The sequence below is a fragment of the Oribacterium sp. FC2011 genome, from assembly GCF_000701645.1.
Classification (GTDB): Bacteria; Bacillota; Clostridia; order Lachnospirales; family Lachnospiraceae; genus Oribacterium.
The window spans coordinates 124,863-140,585 of record NZ_JNJM01000003.1 but is presented as its reverse complement, the minus strand read 5'-3'; the positions used below and the strand labels follow the sequence as shown (position 1 = coordinate 140,585).

The 15,723-nt window shown below is 44.8% G+C and carries 12 protein-coding genes and 1 tRNA gene; 12 read left to right on the top strand and 1 reads right to left on the bottom strand.

All coding sequences use genetic code 11. From position 1 onward, the window contains the following. Window positions 1-58: 58 nt before the first annotated feature. Complete coding sequence (locus tag T357_RS0103465; RefSeq protein WP_031548678.1) at window positions 59-1,801, bottom strand: MATE family efflux transporter; 1,743 nt, start codon at window positions 1,799-1,801, stop codon at window positions 59-61. 331 nt (window positions 1,802-2,132) lie between these two features. Here T357_RS0103465 and T357_RS0103460 point away from each other — a divergent pair. From T357_RS0103460 to T357_RS0103405, 12 genes are all read left to right on the top strand, one after another. Further along, window positions 2,133-2,206 (top strand) — tRNA-Pro (locus T357_RS0103460). Window positions 2,207-2,421: 215 nt separating this feature from the next. Then, window positions 2,422-3,702 carry an O-acetylhomoserine aminocarboxypropyltransferase/cysteine synthase family protein gene (locus tag T357_RS0103455; protein ID WP_031548677.1) on the top strand — a complete coding sequence of 427 codons (1,281 nt, stop codon included), beginning with the start codon at window positions 2,422-2,424 and terminating at the stop codon, window positions 3,700-3,702. Next, window positions 3,699-5,078, top strand: a complete 1,380-nt coding sequence (locus T357_RS0103450) for an NAD(P)/FAD-dependent oxidoreductase (protein WP_031548673.1) — start codon at window positions 3,699-3,701, stop codon at window positions 5,076-5,078. The genes T357_RS0103455 and T357_RS0103450 overlap by 4 nt, the downstream gene beginning before the upstream one ends. Window positions 5,079-5,271: 193 nt before the next feature. Beyond that, on the top strand, window positions 5,272-6,291 hold the full coding sequence (ilvC, locus tag T357_RS0103445; RefSeq protein ID WP_031548671.1) for a ketol-acid reductoisomerase: 1,020 nt from the start codon (window positions 5,272-5,274) through the stop codon (window positions 6,289-6,291). 75 nt (window positions 6,292-6,366) lie between these two features. Beyond that, the gene (locus tag T357_RS0103440; protein ID WP_031548670.1) at window positions 6,367-7,686 is read left to right on the top strand and encodes an ATP-binding protein; all 1,320 of its coding nucleotides are present in this window, start codon (window positions 6,367-6,369) and stop codon (window positions 7,684-7,686) included. Between the two features lie 571 nt (window positions 7,687-8,257). Next, window positions 8,258-9,916 carry a biosynthetic-type acetolactate synthase large subunit gene (gene ilvB, locus T357_RS0103435; RefSeq protein ID WP_031548668.1) on the top strand — a complete coding sequence of 553 codons (1,659 nt, stop codon included), beginning with the start codon at window positions 8,258-8,260 and terminating at the stop codon, window positions 9,914-9,916. 117 nt (window positions 9,917-10,033) lie between these two features. Then, window positions 10,034-10,288: an acetolactate synthase small subunit gene (ilvN, locus tag T357_RS0103430; RefSeq protein ID WP_029201126.1), complete on the top strand. Its 255-nt coding sequence runs from the start codon at window positions 10,034-10,036 to the stop codon at window positions 10,286-10,288. 169 nt (window positions 10,289-10,457) lie between these two features. Then, window positions 10,458-11,666: a threonine ammonia-lyase gene (gene ilvA, locus T357_RS0103425; protein WP_031548630.1), complete on the top strand. Its 1,209-nt coding sequence runs from the start codon at window positions 10,458-10,460 to the stop codon at window positions 11,664-11,666. Between the two features lie 110 nt (window positions 11,667-11,776). Further along, window positions 11,777-13,411, top strand: coding sequence for a biosynthetic-type acetolactate synthase large subunit (gene ilvB / locus T357_RS0103420; RefSeq protein WP_031548628.1), 1,635 nt, complete (start codon window positions 11,777-11,779; stop codon window positions 13,409-13,411). Between the two features lie 10 nt (window positions 13,412-13,421). Then, window positions 13,422-13,910 carry an acetolactate synthase small subunit gene (ilvN, locus tag T357_RS0103415; RefSeq protein WP_031548626.1) on the top strand — a complete coding sequence of 163 codons (489 nt, stop codon included), beginning with the start codon at window positions 13,422-13,424 and terminating at the stop codon, window positions 13,908-13,910. Window positions 13,911-13,915: 5 nt separating this feature from the next. Beyond that, window positions 13,916-14,284: a RidA family protein gene (locus T357_RS0103410; protein WP_031548624.1), complete on the top strand. Its 369-nt coding sequence runs from the start codon at window positions 13,916-13,918 to the stop codon at window positions 14,282-14,284. A 372-nt stretch (window positions 14,285-14,656) separates the two neighbouring features. Beyond that, window positions 14,657-15,715, top strand: a complete 1,059-nt coding sequence (locus T357_RS0103405) for a deoxyguanosinetriphosphate triphosphohydrolase (protein WP_031548622.1) — start codon at window positions 14,657-14,659, stop codon at window positions 15,713-15,715. Window positions 15,716-15,723: the final 8 nt, after the last annotated feature.

The window sequence follows — 15,723 nt, the reverse complement described above, 5'->3', positions numbered from 1 at the left end:
TGACCGGTATTGTTTTATTATTCACTGAATCACACACCTGAGAATGTCTGGATAACTTTTATTTCTTTTGTATTTTTATCATAGTACTGTTTATGCCCATAGCGCGATTGTAGGTTATCTCATCGGCGATCTTGTTCAGGACGTAGGCATTATCAAAGGCATAATCGAAGTTTTCGTCAACGATTGTGGGGTTAAATTCTCTTCCGGTGTCATGTATGGTAATGATAATGTCATCGCCTTCCTCGCGGAGCACCACGTCGATCATATCGCTGCTTCCGGTGTTTCCCGCCGTGATACCGGTAAGCATTTCCTCAATGGCGAGGCAGGTCTTCATGGCTGTGACATCATCAGTCCTTTCACTCACCCAGTCGCTGGCTTCTTTTGAAAGACTTACAACCTCATCCAGATTCATGGCTACAGTAAACTCAAATCTTCTGTCATCGGTTTTCTTGGGAAGCATGAAAGAGTATTTCTTATGATTAACCAATGAATCTTCCCGAAGCACCATAAACAGTATCTGAAGCGGCACCAGAATCTCTATGAAGAGAAAGCCCATATACAAACCATCGACACCCAAAAAAGGAGCAAATATGCCCATCATCGCTATAGGCAGTACAAGTCCCTCCATGATAGTGATGATATGGGCGTAGGTAAAATGTTTAACCGCCTGGAAATAATGTACCATGATGATACAAAATGCCATTCCTGTAAACGAAAATGCAAAAATGCGGATAGCCCTTATGCACTCAGATGCTGTCTGAGGATCCGAAACATTGAAAAGCATAAGTATGATCTGAGGTGCAAGCTCCAGAATGAAGCAGAGAGCAAGAGCTCCTGCCAATGCTGCTTTTATGGACTTAAACAGCATTTTCCTTACTCTGTCATAATCGCCGTTCTGTACCTGAATGATAACCAAAGGCACCAGTGTCTGAGCGATACCGAGAGCCAATGTAAAGAACATATAGATACAGTTATTGAAAATACTGAATACCTGAAGACCTCTGCTTCCTCCATAGGCTGCAACTATCATATTGAGAATATGGACTCTCAAAGTGATGTTGAGAAGATAAGATGCCTCCGGAAATCCCTTCAGAGTTATGTCATGAAGATGTGAAAGCACGGTCTTCTTAGGCATTTTCACAAGCACCAGCTGACGGTCCTTGCTAAAAAAGTATCTCATCATATACATGAATCCGGAAAAGTATCCGATAATGGTAGCAAATGCTGCACCGGAAAGTCCCATTCCCATAACCTTTATAAGCACCACATTCATGACCATGTTGATGACATTGGAAATAACTACTGCATGAAATGCCATTTTATGTTTTCCGTCAGCTGTTGCAAAATATGCAAGTGACATCATCAAACATACAAGGGGCATTCCCAACACCAGGACACTGAGATAATCCAGAACATCTTTAACATAGGATGATTCCGGACTCAAAAGCTCGGCGAACTGTTCACAAAAGATGCGTCCGAAGAATGCCAGAAAAATTCCCAACAGCGTTATGAACACTATGGAAACAGTAAAGGTCTCATCGGCTTTTTTCTTTTCATGGTCTGCCATATGGTTCAGGGCCAGCGTGCTGCCGCCAAGTCCCAGCATCAGATAAACCATACTCACAAATGTCATAACCGGGAAACACAACTCCACCGCAGGCAGCTTTTCAATCCCCAAAAAGTGGCTGATAAAAACCGAGTCCACAAAAAAAGCTATGTTGTTGGCAACTGTCATCACAAGCAACGAAAACAAAAACGACTTGTATCCGGCAGACAGCAACTGATACTTCTGATTATTCAACTATTTAACCTCCCGCAGTATGTTATTTTTCATACCGCCACAATGTAGATATGATATACCATGAACCTATACATATCATATTCTGAATATTATAACTCACTTAGGGGTATTACGTAAAATTAAGATTACACTATCTGCATTATTTGCCGTTTTGAAACGAAAATTTGTACTTTTAATCAGTTTGTCATAACAGTTCAGTCGGTGGACCAGTGGGACGGGGCTGGTGGTCCACCGACTGAACTGTTACCGCTTGTCGAGAATTATTTCAGAAAAAAATAATCAGAACTTGACACATCTCCATTGCTTTGCTAAGATTTCACTTGCACAAAAGCGATGCGTGGCTCAGCTTGGTAGAGCGCTGCGTTCGGGACGCAGAGGTCGCAAGTTCGAATCTTGTCGCATCGACTAAAAAAAAGAGTTTTGGGTTTCCCAAAACTCTTTTTTTGTGCCCCGTGGATTGAAGGGTGATATCAGCCATAACATATAATTAATTTTACAAGGTAACGGTGATGCGCTATCATGAATAGGTAAAAGTAAGTGGGTGTCAAAGCTGTTTGTCACCCACTTATGGCGTGTTTAAATTCACATTAACAAATCATCCAAAGGAGCTTCGCAAACTAATGAAAAAAGAAACAAAATGCATTGAAGCCGGCTATACACCAAAAAATGGCGAGCCACGCATGATACCTATATATCAGAGCACCACCTTTAAGTACGATACAAGTGCTGATATGGGAAAGCTTTTCGATCTGGAGGCTGAAGGATACTTCTATACAAGACTTCAGAATCCTACCAATGATTACGTTGCTGCAAAGATCGCAGCCCTTGAGGGCGGAACAGCAGCAATGCTTACATCTTCAGGTCAGGCGGCAACATTTTTCTCTGTTTTCAATTTGGCAAGTGCAGGAGATCACGTTATCGCATCTTCCAGTATCTATGGCGGAAGCTTCAACCTTTTTAATGTCACCATGAGGAAAATGGGCATAGATTTCACTTTTGTGGATCCGGAATGCTCAGACGAAGAGCTGGAAGCAGCATTCAAGCCAAACACAAAGTGCGTTTTCGGAGAGACCATCGCAAACCCCGCTCTGATAGTTTTAGACATTGAGCGTTTTGCCAATGCTGCCCACAAGCATGGCGTTCCTCTGATCATTGACAACACCTTTGCAACACCTATTAACTGCAGACCCATCGAATGGGGAGCAGATATCGTAACCCATTCAACCACAAAGTACATGGACGGTCACGATGCAACAGTAGGCGGTGCAATTGTTGATTCCGGAAACTTTGACTGGATGGCTCATGCCGACAAATTCCCGGGCCTCTGCACACCGGATGATTCCTATCACGGTATCACCTATGCAGAAAAGTTCGGAAAAGCGGGAGCTTTCATTACAAAGGCCACAGCACAGCTCATGAGAGACCTTGGCTCCATACCTTCACCTATGAACTGCTACATGCTGAACCTCGGACTTGAGTCCCTTGCTGTCAGAATGCAGAGACATTGTGAAAATGCACAGAAGGTTGCCGAGTTCCTTCAAGCTAATGAAAAGGTAGCATATGTAACATATCCGGGACTTGAAGGCGACAAGTATTATGAGCGCGCTAAAAAGTACATGCCTGACGGAACCTGCGGAGTTATTTCCTTCGGTGTAAAGGGCGGAAGAGCAAGCGCAGAAGAGTTTATGAAGCGCCTTAAGCTGGCCATCATCGCAACCCACGTTGCCGACGCACATACCTGTGTTCTTCATCCCGCATCCTCAACTCACCGTCAGATGACTGATGAAGAGCTTCTGGCAGGCGGTATCAAGCCTGATATGATCAGACTTTCAGTCGGTATCGAGAATGTTCAGGACATAATTGATGATCTTTCACAGGCACTTAAAGGAGAAAATCAATGAACACTAATTTTGACGTTATAATAATCGGCGCGGGACCTGGAGGTATTTTCGCGGCCTATGAGCTTATGAAACTGGACCCTCAGCTTCAGATCGCAGTCTATGAATCCGGCAATCCTCTGGAAAAGAGAAAATGTCCCATAGATGGAGACAAGGTTAAGTCCTGTATCAATTGTCCTATCTGCTCCATCATGAGCGGTTTCGGCGGAGCAGGAGCCTTCTCTGACGGCAAGTACAACATTACCAATGCTTTCGGCGGAACTCTCTATGAGCACGTTGGACGTGACAATGCCATCGAGCTTATGAAATATGTAGACAACATTAACATGAGCCACGGCGGAGAGGGCACAAAGCTTTACAGCACTTCAGGATCGGAATTTAAAAAGAAGTGCATCCAGAGCAAGCTCACACTCCTTGATGCATCAGTAAGACACCTGGGCACCGACAAGAACTATGTTGTTCTCAAGAACATGTATGAGGAGATGAAGGATCACATCAAATTCTTCTTCAGAACACCTATCGAAAAGGTTGAGAAGCTTGAGGATGGCTACGAGGTATCTTTCAAGGACGGTAAAGCTACCTGTAAATACTGCGTCATCTCTGTAGGCCGCAGCGGCAGCAAATGGATGCAGTCTGTTTGTGACGAGCTTAATATCCCGACCAAGTCAAATCGTGTTGACCTTGGTGTCCGTGTAGAGCTTCCGGCAGTTGTATTTGAGGATATCACCAGTGCACTTTACGAAGGAAAGATCGTTTACCAGACCCAGAAATTTGAGGATTCTGTACGTACCTTCTGTATGAATCCACGTGGTGCGGTTGTTAATGAAAACACCAACGGCATCATCACAGTAAACGGTCACAGCTATGAGGATCCTTCCCTTCAGACAGAAAATACAAACTTTGCGCTCCTTGTAAGCAAGCATTTCTCAGAGCCCTTCAAGGACAGTAACGGCTACGGCGAAAGCATTGCCCGCCTCTCCAACATGCTGGGCGGAGGAGTCATCGTTCAGAGATTCGGAGATCTCGAAAGAGGACGCCGCAGTACGGTTAAGCGTATAGAAGAGGGAACTGTGAGACCTACCCTTAAGGCTACCCCCGGTGACCTGAGTCTCGTTCTTCCGAAGCGAATCCTGGATGGAATCATCGAGATGATCTATGCTCTCGACAAGATCGCTCCGGGCACTGCCAATGATGACACCCTGCTTTACGGTGTAGAGGTTAAGTTCTACAATATGGAAGTTTCTGTTGATGAAAAGCTTGAAACCATCTATCCCGATCTCTTTGTAATAGGAGACGGCAGCGGCGTTACCCATTCTCTTTCACACGCTTCAGCAAGTGGAGTATATGTAGCAAGAGAGATTGCTGAAAGAATAAAATAAATAGCAGTTTAAGAGAATCCGTAAGGATTCTCTTTTTTTGTAACCGACCTTTGGTTATACATTCTATGAAGTTATAATATATTATCTTTTCATAATTGCTGTTGCATTTTGATTGTGCAAAAACTATAATTTTATTTAATTACAAGCGATATAAGCTTATGAGTTAATTACTATATTTTGGAGGATTTTAAAAATGGCAGAACCAAGATTATTTTACGAAAAAGACTGTGACATATCTTTCCTTAACGGCAAGAAGATCTGCATCATCGGATACGGATCACAGGGACATGCACATGCACTCAATCTCAAAGAGTCAGGCTGTGATGTAGTCGTAGGTCTTTATGAGGGTTCAAAATCAAAGGCTAAGGCAGAGTCACAGGGTCTCACAGTACTTCCTACAGCAGAGGCTGTAAAGCAGTCAGACGTCATTATGATCCTCATTAACGACGAGCTTCAGGCAAGTATGTACAAGAAGGATGTAGAGCCAAACCTTAAGGCCGGCGATATGCTTATGTTCGCACACGGCTTCAATATCAACTACAAGCTCATCGTTCCTCCTGCAGACGTTGATGTAGCTATGATCGCTCCTAAGGCACCGGGACACACAGTTCGTTCAGAGTACCAGGCAGGAAAGGGAACACCTTGTCTCGTAGCTATCCATCAGGATGCTACCGGTCATGCACTTGACAAGGCTCTTGCTTACGGCGCAGGCATCGGCGGCGCACGTGCAGGTATCCTTGAGACAACCTTTAAGACGGAGACTGAAACAGACCTTTTCGGTGAGCAGGCAGTTCTTTGCGGTGGTGTTTGTGCACTTATGCAGGCAGGTTTCGAGACTCTGGTTGAGGCAGGCTATGATCCAAGAAATGCTTACTTCGAGTGTGTTCACGAGATGAAGCTTATCGTAGACCTTATCTATCAGTCAGGTTTTGCAGGCATGAGATATTCCATCTCCAACACAGCTGAGTTCGGTGACTATGTAACAGGTCCGAAGATCGTTACAGAGGATACCAAGAAGGCTATGAAGAAGATCCTTTCAGACATCCAGGACGGAACATTTGCATCAGAGTTCCTTCAGGATATGAATAATGGTCAGGTTCACTTCCAGGCAATGAGAGCAAAGGCTGCTCAGCACCCTACAGAGACAGTTGGTGCAGATATCAGAAAGCTTTACAGCTGGAACAACGAATCTGACAAGCTTGTTAACAACTAATTTTTAAAAACCGTTTTTTAAGGCCGGCTGTTTTAAACGCCGGTCTTTATTTCTATTCAGGCACGGAGGTGCAAAATGCTTGAAATACTTGACCATCTTATCTTGTACAACAATGTAAAACATGACCGGACTCTGAGGACTCTGGCGAAGGCGGAGAATCTTCTGAGATACAATGAGGAACAGTCTGTTCAGGAGCTTCTTTCAGAATGTCTGGATGAGGTTCACTACATCATGGAGACCGCAACAAAATACGGTTTCACTGAGAATCTCTGGGCAGCCTACATTAGCTTTCTCATCATGAATGACGAAAATCCTCTTGCGCTGGTTTCAGAAAATGCTGTGATCCCGAAGGGCTCTGCCTCAGAAATAGCTCTCAGCGACTGCAGATATCTCATGGATCTTATCCATTATGATTTCTCTTTCCTTGAGCTGAAGCTTGGGATCAGCTGTATGAAAAAGCTGCAGACCTATAAGGCTGTGCAGAAGCACGAGAGAATGTACTACAGCTACATTTCAAAAACCGTAAACTCTCTGAAAGTCAGGCTTCTCTCGGCCGGTACTCGGGAGCGCTTTTATGATGCCATCTCAGAATACTATGAAAACTACGGCGTCGGAATGTTTGGTCTCAATAAAGCTTTCCGTATCAGAAATAATATTGACGGTTCTCCTGAGCTTATCCCTATCAACAACCTGGAGTCGGTAAACTACGATGACCTTGTGGGTTATGAGCTGCAGAAGAAGCAGGTCTATGACAACACCCTGGCTTTTGTGGAAGGGAAGAGCGCCAACAACGTGCTTCTCTATGGAGATGCCGGAACCGGAAAGTCCACCACCATCAAGGCGACCCTCAACGAATTTTATCCGAAGGGTCTCAGACTTATCGAGATCTACAAGCATCAGTTCAAAGATCTTTCCTATGTGATATCAAAGGTTAAGACCAGAAACTATAAATTCATAATCTACATGGATGACCTTTCCTTTGAGGATTTTGAGATCGAATACAAATACCTTAAGGCAGTCATCGAAGGCGGCTTCGAAACAAAGCCGGACAACATCCTGATTTATGCCACCTCGAACCGCCGTCATCTCATAAAGGAAAACACAAAGGACCGTGACGATATGGGAGTAGGCGGAGATGTATTCCACTCCGACACCCTGGAAGAGAAGCTTTCCCTTGTGGACCGCTTTGGTCTCAACATTCTTTACACCAAGCCAAGCATGCAGGAATTCCAGCAAATTGTCATCAATCTCGCAAAGAAATATCACATTGATATGGAGGAGAAAGAGCTTCTTGCCGCTGCCAATGTCTGGTCCGTGAGAAAGGGTGGCCACACCGGAAGAGTGGCACAGCAGTTTATCAATTCCCTGAATCCGGGAAAAAACGCCACACCATAAGTTTTGAACCTGCCGAAAGAGCAGCCCGGTCTACAATCCCAAAGCATAACAGCTATAACTTATAGCATAGCTCTTATAACTTATTGATTGTTGACATGCCGTACTTAGAAAGTCATAATTACTTTATATATTTTAATGAAAGGCACGCAAAGAAGCATGAATAATTACAGTGTTGTACTAGCAGTCATTATTATTCTCGTGAACATTATTGTCATTAGCAATAATGCTTATTTGTGTAAAGCTTTTCAGGAGAAATAAAGTCATGACGCGCTTTTGAACCTTGCAGCTTTACAACTGCAAGGTTATTTTTTTAGCAGTGTTTCTTTACATTGCCTGATTTGTAAAAGCCGTCAAAAATCCATGATATTTATTTAAAATAGTTGTATTATTATATTTGTGATTTATAGAAAAAAACTTATTATTTCCGCGATAAAGCCGTCACGCGGGGCGCTGTGTATACACAAACGCACATGTGACGGCTAACGCGAAATCCAACAGGTGTCTGTTGGATTCTACAGCGTTTTAACGACTCATATCATAGGATTATTTTCACCTTAAAAGGAGAACAAATATGAGATTAAAGGGAGCACAGATTCTGATTGAAGAACTCGTTAAGCAGGGCGTTGATACCGTATTCGGTTATCCCGGAGGTGCGGTTCTCGACATCTATGACGAGCTGTATAAAAACAGTGACAGGATCAACCATATCATTTCAGCTCACGAGCAGGGCGCCTGCCATGCAGCTGACGGCTATGCCAGAGCCTCAGGCAAAACCGGAGTGGTTATCGCAACTTCCGGTCCGGGTGCCACCAATCTTGTTACCGGCATAGCCAATGCAAACCTTGATTCAGTTCCGCTGGTTGCCATCACCGGTAATGTTTCCATCAATGCTTTGGGCCGTGACAGTTTCCAGGAAGTAGACATTGTGGGCATCACCCAGCCGGTGGTTAAGCACAATTTCATGGTGCGTTCGGTTCAGGAACTGGAGCAGACCATCAAGGAAGCATTTCTCATTGCAAACTCCGGAAGAAAGGGTCCTGTACTTATAGATATTCCAAAGAATGTCCAGACCGATATGTGTGAGTACGGCATCGCAGTTGTTCCCCGCATGCCGGATAAGCCAAAGGTTCCTTACGTAAAGGAAGCTGCTCTTGAAGCCATCAGGAACTGCCAGAGACCATTCATATATTGCGGTGGCGGCGTTCTCGCTTCAGGTGCAGAGAAGGAAGTTCTGGAGCTTTCACATCGACTGGATGCACCGGTAGGCCTCAGCATGATGGGCAGAACAGCCATTCCGGATTCCTACGAATACAATCTCGGAATGTGCGGAATGCACGGACAGTATGCAGCCACAAAAGCTCAGGCAGAATGTGATCTGATGCTTGCTATCGGTGTGCGATTCTCAGACCGTGCCACAGGAGATATCGGTGAATATACAAGAAAATGTACTGTCATTCACATTGACATAGACAAGGCTGAATTCGGAAAGAATGTAAGCCCCGATGTCTGTCTCCAGGGTGAGATAAAGGGTATCCTTCAGGATCTTCTAAAGGACATCCAGGGGGTTCGTCACAAGGAATGGAGAGAAGAGGTTGAAGAGTTCAAGAAGACCAGAATCCCGGATCGTCCCGGAGAATTCTGTCCAAAAAACATCATTGAAACTGTCAGAAAACATGTTCAGGATGACACAGTCGTTGCTACCGATGTGGGACAGCACCAGATGTGGACAGTACAGTTCTATGACTTTGAACAGCCCCGTACCTTACTTACTTCAGGTGGTCTCGGAACCATGGGCTACGGTCTCGGCGCTGCCATCGGAGGCTGCATCGGTTCAGGGCGTAAGAGAACAGTTCTTTTCACTTCGGAGGGTTCCTTCGGTATGAATCTGAATGAGCTTTGTACAGTAGTAAGCCAGGAGCTTCCTATCACAGTTGTAATCCTTGACAACAATGTTCTAGGAATGGTACGTCAGTGGCAGGGTATTTTCTACGAAGGCAGATATTCCCAGACTACTCTCGCAAGAAAGACAAACTTTGCAGCCCTTGCGGATGCCTTCGGCTCAAAGGGTTACTCTGTATCAACTCTTGAGGAGCTTGAGAAAGTACTGGAAGAGACCGATAAAGATCCGGCAGGATCCTTCGTTATCGACTGTCATATAAGCGAGGATGAAAAGGTTCTTCCCATGATCCCGCCCGGAAAGTCCATAAAGAGCATCATCCTGAAGGATTAAGGCCTCATTCCCCGATGTGATCGGGGAAGCTGCAGGTTGAAAGCATTTATAATGATATTTCAAAGCAGTTTAGTACAGACTGCTGAAAACAATATATTGAAAGGAACGAAGCTAATCATGGAAGAGAAATTTATCATTGATCTTTGGGTAAATAACCGCTTCGGTGTGCTTAACAGAATTACAGGTCTTTACTCAAAAAGAGGCTACAATATCGAAACAATCCACGCCGGCCCGACGGATGTTCCCGGTGTGACCAAGATAGAGATCGTTTCCACAGGAGACGATTATATGAGAACTCAGGTAATCTCACAGCTTGAAAAGCTTTACGACATCAGAAAAGTTGACCTGAGAACTGAATTCAAAGAAGACTAAACCAATAGAGGGCACTATCCCTCAAACTCATCCTCAGAGACCAATCAACATATTGCATGGAAAACTCTCTGAGATTGAAATCAATCTACGATTTTCGAGGCTTTCACACAGAAGATCAATTCTTCAGGAAAACACCCAAAGATCGCAAAATTTGGGAGGACTAAAAAACATGAACGAACTTACACTAGACCGCGTATACCAGGCAGCTCACGTACTTAAGCCTGTCATCAACAAAACCGAGCTTGTACACGCAACAAGAATCGATGCAGGCTGCGACCTTTATCTGAAGGCTGAAAATCTTCAGAATACAGGTTCTTTCAAGATAAGAGGTGCTTACTACAAGATCTCAACCCTTTCACCGGAAGAGAAGGCAAAGGGAGTCGTTGCCTGTTCCGCAGGAAATCATGCACAGGGCGTAGCATTGGCAGCTCAGAGAGCAGGCATCAAGTCAACTATTTTCCTTCCTGCCATCGCACCTATTTCAAAGGTTGAAGCCACAAAGAGCTTTGGTGCCGAGGTTCGCATGATTGATGGTGTTTATGATGATGCCTATGCAGCATCTGTTGCATATCAGAAAGAGTCAGGCGCTGTATTTATCCATCCTTTCGATGACATCGATGTCATTGCCGGACAGGGAACCATCGGTATGGAAATCTGTGATCAGCTTGCAGATGCCGATGCAGTTGTAGTTCCCATCGGAGGCGGTGGACTCATTTCAGGTGTAAGTTTCGTCGTTAAAAAGCTGAACCCTAACTGCAAGGTTTACGGTGTTCAGGCAGATGGTGCTCCAAGTATGGCTGAGGCCATTAAGAACAAGAAGATCGAGCCTCTCAAGACAGTTCATACCTTCGCAGACGGCATCTCTGTAAAATGTCCCGGTGATGTAACTTACGATATGGTAAGCAAGTATGTTGATGAGATCGTAACCGTTACAGACGATGAGACAGCTGCTGCAATCCTTACACTTATGGAGAAGCAGAAGGTGGTTTCAGAGGGTGCCGGTGCGGTTTCAGTAGCCGCCGTTCTTTTCAACAAGATCCCTGTAGCAGGCAAGAAAGTAGTCTGCGTAGTATCAGGCGGAAATATCGACGTTAACATCCTTTCACGAGTTATAAACCGCGGTCTCATCAAGACCGGAAGAAAGGCCGACCTCACTATAGAGCTTCTGGACAAGCCAGGTCAGCTTGAAGAGGTTTCACACATTGTTGCATCCATGGGTGCCAATGTCACAAAGGTCGACCATAATTCCATCTCCATGGGAACAGACATCAACGGTTGTTACCTCACTCTCCAGATGGAGACCAGAAACTTCGAGCATATCGAAGCAATCCGCCAGAAGTTTGTGGAGGAAGGCTTCAAACTCATAAACAGACCCTGATAAAGTCACAAGCCGTTTTTAATGGCAATATAATCCAAAGTCCGGCAGCTCAATGTTTAAATCATTACGCCAGCGGACTCTATAAGAACTCAAGAAGGAGATTCCCTCATATGACAGGTGCAGACGCTTTAGTTAAATGTCTTGAGCAGGAACAGGTTGAATATGTTTTCGGCTATCCAGGAGTAGCTATAGCTCCGTTCTTCAATAGCATCCTGGACAGCGACATTAAAACCATACTTGTTCGTCAGGAGCAGAATGCTGCTCATTCGGCCAATGGCTATGCCAGAACCACAGGAAAAGTCGGAGTTGCTGCGGTTACTTCGGGTCCCGGTGCAACCAATATCATCACCGGAATAGCAACAGCTTTTGCTGACAGTATCCCTATAGTAGTCATAACCGGTCAGGTTAACAGTCAGCTGGTGGGTTCGGATGTGTTCCAGGAGGCTGACATCTGCGGTGCCTGCGAATCCTTTGTCAAGTATTCTTATATCGTAAGAGATTCAAAGGAAATTCCCCGAATCATGAAGGAGGCATTTTATATCGCAAGCTCCGGAAGACGGGGACCTGTTCTCATAGACATTCCTATAGATATCCAGAAAGAGGATATTAAGAATTTCCATTACCCTGAGGAGGCAAAGCTTCGTACCTACCGTCCGACGGTCAAGGGTAATGCCGTTCAGATAAAGAAAGTCTTCGCAAGACTTAAGGATGCAAAAAAGCCGATAATCTGTGTGGGTGGCGGTGTTCACCTCGCTGCAGCAGAAGAAGCAGTCCGTACCTTTGCAGATAAAAATCGTATCCCGGTTGTCTGCACAATGATGGGAATCGGTGTAATGAAAACCTCGGATCCCATGTTCTTCGGAATGGTGGGCAATAACGGAAACTCTTACGGAAACAGAGCCATGAATGAAGCTGATATGATCATCATGGTAGGAGCAAGAGTTGCAGACAGATCCATCAGCCAGCCTGATCTCATTACAGAAAACAAGACCCTTGTTCATATCGACGTGGATCCTGCGGAAATAGGCAAAAATGCAGGTCCCGAGATTCCTCTGGTTGGTGATATAGCAAGCGTTTTCGAAGAATTTAATCAACAGAAGAACGATGCTGATTATCACGAATGGGTTGATGTATTGAAAAACTACAAAAAGGAATCCGAAGACAAAAAGCTCAAGAATCTGCTTGAAAGAGTGAGAAAATCTGAGCTTGTAACACCCGAAGAATTCGTTATCCAGCTCAGTACCAAAATTAAGGATGATGCCATCTACGTAGCTGACGTCGGCCAGAATCAGATGTGGAGCTGCGGTAATTACGTAATGCGTAACGGCAAATTCTTCACCTCCGGCGGCATGGGAACCATGGGCTATTCCGTACCGGCAGCCCTGGGAGCAAAACTTGCCGATCCGAAAAAGCAGGTTGTTGCGGTTGTTGGAGACGGCGGCTTCCAGATGTGTATGATGGAGCTTGCCACCATGCGTCAGTACAATGTTCCTGTAAAGATAGCCGTCATCAAAAACGGATGGCTGGGACTTGTAAGACAGTATCAGCATTTTACCTACAATGACAGATTCTCTGTAACGGATCTCTCCGGAAGTCCCGAGCTTGACAAAATAGCCGAGGCTTACGGCATGAAATATATCAGAGTTTCAAATAACAACAGCATCGACCCGGGTCTGGAGGAATTCCTTAAGATGGATGAATCTGTTCTTATGGAAGTTGATGTTGATCCATCTGAGATATCTTAAGGAGGTCCGAATGAAACGAATATATTCATGTCTTGTAGAGAACCGTTCGGGTGTACTTGCAAAGGTAGCAGGTCTTTTCTGGAGACGATGCTTCAACATCGATTCACTGACAGTTGGAGAAACAGAAGATAAAAACATTTCCAACATGGTCATCGTTTCAAGCGGAGACGAGCGGACTCTTGAACAGATAGAAAAGCAGTTAAACAAAAAACTTGATATCATAAAAGTCAAAACCTTTGACGAAAGCGAAGGACTGTCCCAGGAACTGGTACTCGTTAAAATAAAGTATAACCGTGACAACCGAAAAGACATCATGGAAAACTGCCAGATCATGGGGGCAAGGATCATCGATCTCTCAAAGACCATGATGACCATAAAGATGTGCGATACTCCCGAGCGTGTCCAAATGTTCCTTGACACCCTCAAGTCCATCCGCATCATCGAGCTTGCCCGCACCGGAACCCTGGCGATAACAAAGATAAAAGAACAAGGAGACTAATTATCATGGAGAAAGTAACAACAAGCAATGCACCCGCAGCAATCGGCCCATATTCACAGGCTATGAAGGTTGGAAACCTCGTTTTCTGTTCCGGCCAGATTCCAGTAGATCCCGCCACAGGCAACGTACCCGAAACCATAGCTGAACAGGCAGAGCAGAGCTGCAAGAACATCAAGGGCCTCGTAGAAGCTGCCGGAAGCTCAATGGACAAGGTAGTAAAAACCACCTGCTTCCTCAGCGACATCAACGACTTCGCCGCCTTCAACGAAGTCTACGCAAAATACTTCACTTCAAACCCCGCCAGATCCTGCGTCGCCGTAAAGGACATCCCAAAGGGTGTTAAGTGTGAAATTGAGGCAATTGCAGAACTCTAATTCAAAATTCTCTTGCTGCCCTTTAGTGGCGGCATTTTATATTTTAGGCTTATCAATGTGTAAAGAAAATGCAGGGGATGTGCGGCTAGGCTTGCGAGTTGAAAGAACATCCTCTCGGTCATGTACGATCAGTATGCACACACCTGTGCATACTGGGCGAACATGACCGAGAGGATGTACTTTCAATCTCGTGGGCCGTCGCGCATCCCCTGCATTTTCTGACCCATTCCACCACCTTACGAATTTAAAAAAATGGATTACAACCGCCTTACACTCTGTAGCGTAGCTTGCTCAAATGGTCGCAATATATTGCGGATAAAGCCCGAAAATGCTATTATTTATTTATAAATTTTTTATAATATGGGGGCAACTATGAGCTGTATACGTGAAGAACTTGAAGAACTTGAGCGGATCGCATTGTCACCCTATGCAGCCCTGTCAGCCGAGTCCTCAGGCCGTGATACATACGAAGATCCGGATGACATCCGCCCCTGCTACGAACGTGACAGAGACCGGATCATACATTGCAAAGCCTTCAGAAGACTTAAACACAAAACACAGGTATTTATCGCTCCCGAAGGAGACCATTACCGCACCAGACTTACCCATACCCTGGAGGTAAGTCAGATTGCCCGTACCTTTGGAAAAGCCTTAAGACTCAACGAAGACCTCATTGAAGCCATCGCACTGGGACATGATCTCGGTCATACTCCCTTTGGTCACAGCGGAGAACGGATCCTTAATGAGCTTTGCCACAAAGGTTTCTCTCATGTTGAACAGAGTGTACGTGTTGTTGAAGTGATTGAAAAAGGCGGCAAGGGGCTGAACCTCACAAAAGAAGTAAGGGATGGTATACTTAACCACCGCACCTCAGGTCACCCTCATACTCTTGAAGGACAGGCCGTTCGTTTTGCAGATAAGATCGCCTATATCAATCATGATACCGATGACTCCATACGTGCGGGACTTATAAAAGAAAGTGAGATCCCAAAGGAGATCACCGATGTTCTCGGACACTCCGTTAAAGAACGACTTAACACGCTCATTCATGATGTTATATACAGCTCAAAAGATAAAAATGAGCTCATAATGTCACCCAAAACAGAAAAGGCGATGCAGACACTACGTCAGTGGATGTTTGATCACGTGTATATAAGCGGAGAAGCCAGAAAAGAAGAGATCAAGGTTCACCGTATGATCAGTCTTCTTTTTAAATACTATATGGAGAATCCGGGATCCATGACCAATGAATACATGGGCATGCTCGAGAATGCTCTTTCCGCCATCAGTAAAGATGACCCTGATAAAGAAAACAAGATCCGGTTGGCACATGAGAGAAGTGTATGTGATTACATTGCCGGCATGACGGATGATTACTGTATATACAAGTTTAAAGAATATTTTGTCCCCATAGGATGGCAGAAATTCTAAGGAGATTA

What these genes read in the sequence shown, in the direction of transcription:
- ilvN (WP_029201126.1), top strand. Translation starts at nt 10,034, where the DNA reads ATGGAAGAGAAATTTATCATTGATCTTTGGGTAAATAACCGCTTCGGT.
- ilvB (WP_031548628.1), top strand. Translation starts at nt 11,777, where the DNA reads ATGACAGGTGCAGACGCTTTAGTTAAATGTCTTGAGCAGGAACAGGTT.
- ilvC (WP_031548671.1), top strand. Translation starts at nt 5,272, where the DNA reads ATGGCAGAACCAAGATTATTTTACGAAAAAGACTGTGACATATCTTTC.
- T357_RS0103450 (WP_031548673.1), top strand. Translation starts at nt 3,699, where the DNA reads ATGAACACTAATTTTGACGTTATAATAATCGGCGCGGGACCTGGAGGT.
- ilvA (WP_031548630.1), top strand. Translation starts at nt 10,458, where the DNA reads ATGAACGAACTTACACTAGACCGCGTATACCAGGCAGCTCACGTACTT.
- ilvB (WP_031548668.1), top strand. Translation starts at nt 8,258, where the DNA reads ATGAGATTAAAGGGAGCACAGATTCTGATTGAAGAACTCGTTAAGCAG.
- T357_RS0103440 (WP_031548670.1), top strand. Translation starts at nt 6,367, where the DNA reads ATGCTTGAAATACTTGACCATCTTATCTTGTACAACAATGTAAAACAT.
- T357_RS0103455 (WP_031548677.1), top strand. Translation starts at nt 2,422, where the DNA reads ATGAAAAAAGAAACAAAATGCATTGAAGCCGGCTATACACCAAAAAAT.
- T357_RS0103410 (WP_031548624.1), top strand. Translation starts at nt 13,916, where the DNA reads ATGGAGAAAGTAACAACAAGCAATGCACCCGCAGCAATCGGCCCATAT.
- T357_RS0103405 (WP_031548622.1), top strand. Translation starts at nt 14,657, where the DNA reads ATGAGCTGTATACGTGAAGAACTTGAAGAACTTGAGCGGATCGCATTG.
- ilvN (WP_031548626.1), top strand. Translation starts at nt 13,422, where the DNA reads ATGAAACGAATATATTCATGTCTTGTAGAGAACCGTTCGGGTGTACTT.